This is a genomic window from uncultured Agitococcus sp. (assembly GCF_937920075.1).
Classification (GTDB): Bacteria; Pseudomonadota; Gammaproteobacteria; order Pseudomonadales; family Moraxellaceae; genus Agitococcus.
Genome location: NZ_CALETI010000467.1, coordinates 1 through 2,888, shown reverse-complemented (window position 1 = coordinate 2,888; position 2,888 = coordinate 1). Strand labels below are relative to the sequence as shown.

Annotated in this window: 3 protein-coding genes; all 3 read left to right on the top strand. The window is 39.7% G+C overall.

Going from position 1 to position 2,888, the window contains the following annotated elements; translation table 11 throughout:
- Window positions 1-43: 43 nt before the first annotated feature.
- Window positions 44-553, top strand: a complete 510-nt coding sequence (locus Q0212_RS15900; protein WP_297927322.1) for a DUF1833 family protein — start codon at window positions 44-46, stop codon at window positions 551-553.
- Window positions 550-918 (top strand): hypothetical protein, encoded by a 369-nt coding sequence (locus Q0212_RS15895; RefSeq protein WP_297927320.1) that lies wholly within the window; start codon window positions 550-552, stop codon window positions 916-918. Before Q0212_RS15900 ends, Q0212_RS15895 begins: the two co-directional genes overlap by 4 nt.
- On the top strand, window positions 902-2,888 hold a 1,987-nt coding region (locus Q0212_RS15890; protein WP_297927319.1), incomplete at its 3' end, for a host specificity factor TipJ family phage tail protein. The genes Q0212_RS15895 and Q0212_RS15890, both read left to right, overlap by 17 nt.

Sequence of the window (2,888 nt, the reverse complement as noted above, 5' to 3'; positions counted from 1 at the left end):
ACCGTCTTGCTGAGTTTACGTTAGAAGATACGTTGGTGCTAGTATGAGTTTAGATGTAGAAGCCGCATTGCGTGAGTTTTTGGCTAGTGCGCCACAAACAAAATACATGATTGAAGTGATAAGTATATCTCACTCTAACTTAACACAGACTTATCATTTATGGCGTGAGCCTGTGGATGGTGCTGTTGTTGATGAAGATAGTAATACACTTATTGTGCGCTCTACTAATTTTCAAGTCGGATTGGCAGGAAGCCCCGACAATTTAGACCAAAAGTTCACAATTAGCATTGATACAACTGATGCTGAAAACGTACTACGAAAAGAATTAGACCGAATCCCTTTAGATACTACCGAAAAAATTATAATCACTTATCGCGCCTATTTGTCCGATGATTTAACCGAGCCTCAAGCCGTGCAGCGATTACAAGCCGAGTCTATTAGCTACAATCGCGGCACTGCCACCATATCAGCCGTGGCGCGTAAACTTAATGTGCTTAAAACAGGCGAGCTTTATACGTTTAATAGATTCCCCATGCTGAGAGGGTTTTTATGATAGAACGCTATATCGCCAAACATTACGAATGGCCGCCATGTTGGCAGTTAGTAGCCGATGTTTATGTGAATGAGTTAGGGTTAAGTCTTGATGATTACACGCCTAAAACCGACTCAATGCGCGATGTTGCTAATGCGTTTAGATTAGCATTGCATAACAATAAACACGGCTTTACCAAGCAAGATAAGCCTATGGATTATTTTGTTGTTTTGCTTGGTAAGTTTAAAAAAGTCACGCATTGTGGGTTATATTATAACGGTGGCGTGTTGCATAGCTTGCGTAACATGGTGATATGGCAGCCATTGGCACAAATAGCAGATGATTACGGGCTTATTGAGTATTATAGCTATGACCGTAAAAATTAGTTTTTATGATGGTGTGTTTAGTGGCGAATGTACGGTCTATGAAGCCGAAAGCGTTGGCCATTGGATTTTAGATAATAAAAGCAAATTAGTTAATTTTGCGGTGTTTGATGGCCAACCAAGTTTAGAAACGGACATAACTAAAGATGTGCAAAAACTAATAGCAACCGATGGGGATTATGTTGTTTTAAGTAGTCCTGCTGGTGCGCTTGATGTTTTATTCCCTTTTTGGTCGCTATCAGTGCGAAGCATTGATTATCTAGCCAAACAACTTATACCAACACCAACACTACCAAACAACATAAACCGCTCACAACAAAGCCCTAACAATGCGTTAGCAGGACGTACAAACGAGCCTCGCATATTGCAGCGTATTGAAGATATATTTGGCACTGTACGCTCTTATCCGTCATTGTTGCAGCCTGTTTACTCTAAATATATTAACAATACACAATATGAATATAGCTATATGTGCATTGGCCGTGGTTGGTATGATATTGATGATGTGCGAGACGGTGATTCACTTGTTAGTGATGTTACGGGAGCAAGTGCTGAGTTTTATAATCCGTTTACAAGCCCTAATAGTGGCAGCCCTTTTTTAACGATTGGTGGCGGTATTAGTGAGCCTGTAAGATTAGTTAAAAAATCTAATAACGTTGATGGTCAAACATTACAAGCGCGTAATCAGTTTACACTAATAACTAATACTGACTTTATAGACTTTTATGAGGCTTCGGCATCGCCTGTAACCGTTGGTGATAAAATTGGCGGAATGAGTAATGAGTTATACGATAATTTAACCATTGGTGGTGATTTGATTGTGACAGGTTCGACAGGGTATGACGGCACATACACTATTTCAAACAAACTAGGGTTAGGGACTAATGTTATCGAGTTAACAACATCGACATTTAGTAGTACAGCAACTAGCACTGCTACGTTAACAAGCACTACGTCAGAACCTGAATATACGTCATGGGTAACATTAAAAGACGCTGATATGACTCAAATATGGATAAACATCGTCGCACAGCAGGGGCTTTTTTATGAAAACGGAGACGGTAAATTAACTTTAACTGTAAATTTTGAAATTGACTATCAAAAGCTTGTTGCAGGTACTTATGCGCCCACTGGCTCAATATATACGCACAGCGACACAATAAGCGGAGTTGATAGTAATTTAAAAGGCAAAACCATCGAGATAACAACAGGGTGGACGGGTGCGACCCGGGTTAGAGCGAGGCGTACAAGTAACCATGATTTTGGTTTTAGTGGCTCTGTTGTCGATGAAATAAAATATGAGTCATTAAGCGCGGTTAGTGAATTAAGCGTGACAGATTTTGGCAATGTAACCACTGTGCAAACACTAACTAAAGCAACGACACGCGCCATTGCGCTAAAAGAGCGCAAGTTTAATTGTATTGCAGGGCGTAGAATCCCAACTTACAACGGCACTGTGTTTAGCGGTGAGTTTAATAATGATGGCTCAATATCTAGCGGCACAATATCAGCAACAAATAACCCACCAGATATTATTGCAGCAATCTCCAAAGACAAAACAATAGGTAATCTTGATATTAATATTGATGTCGATATGCCGCAAATATACCAAACATGGTATAGCAATATAAATAACGAATCTTGGACGGGTGGCGTAGAAAACTTAGAGTTTAGCTACACGTTAGACTCTGATAATATCTCATTTGAAGAAACGGTACGCATGATTGCAGACGCTTGTTTTTGTGTTGCTTATCGTCAAAACGGTAAAATTAGATTTAGCTTTGATGGCTTACAAAGTGCAAGCAGTGCTTTATTTACACATAGAAATAAGAAGCCTGCTAGTGATGTGATTAGCCGAAGATTCGCGGCTGATGACCAATATGACGGTATAGAATTTGTTTATAATGACAGCGTAAGCGATGCTCAGGAAACGATTAAACTACCGCTTGATTTAAGCGCAACAAACTATAAAA

Coding starts and splice junctions, on each gene's coding strand:
- Q0212_RS15900 (WP_297927322.1), top strand. CDS start 44: ATGAGTTTAGATGTAGAAGCCGCATTGCGTGAGTTTTTGGCTAGTGCG.
- Q0212_RS15895 (WP_297927320.1), top strand. CDS start 550: ATGATAGAACGCTATATCGCCAAACATTACGAATGGCCGCCATGTTGG.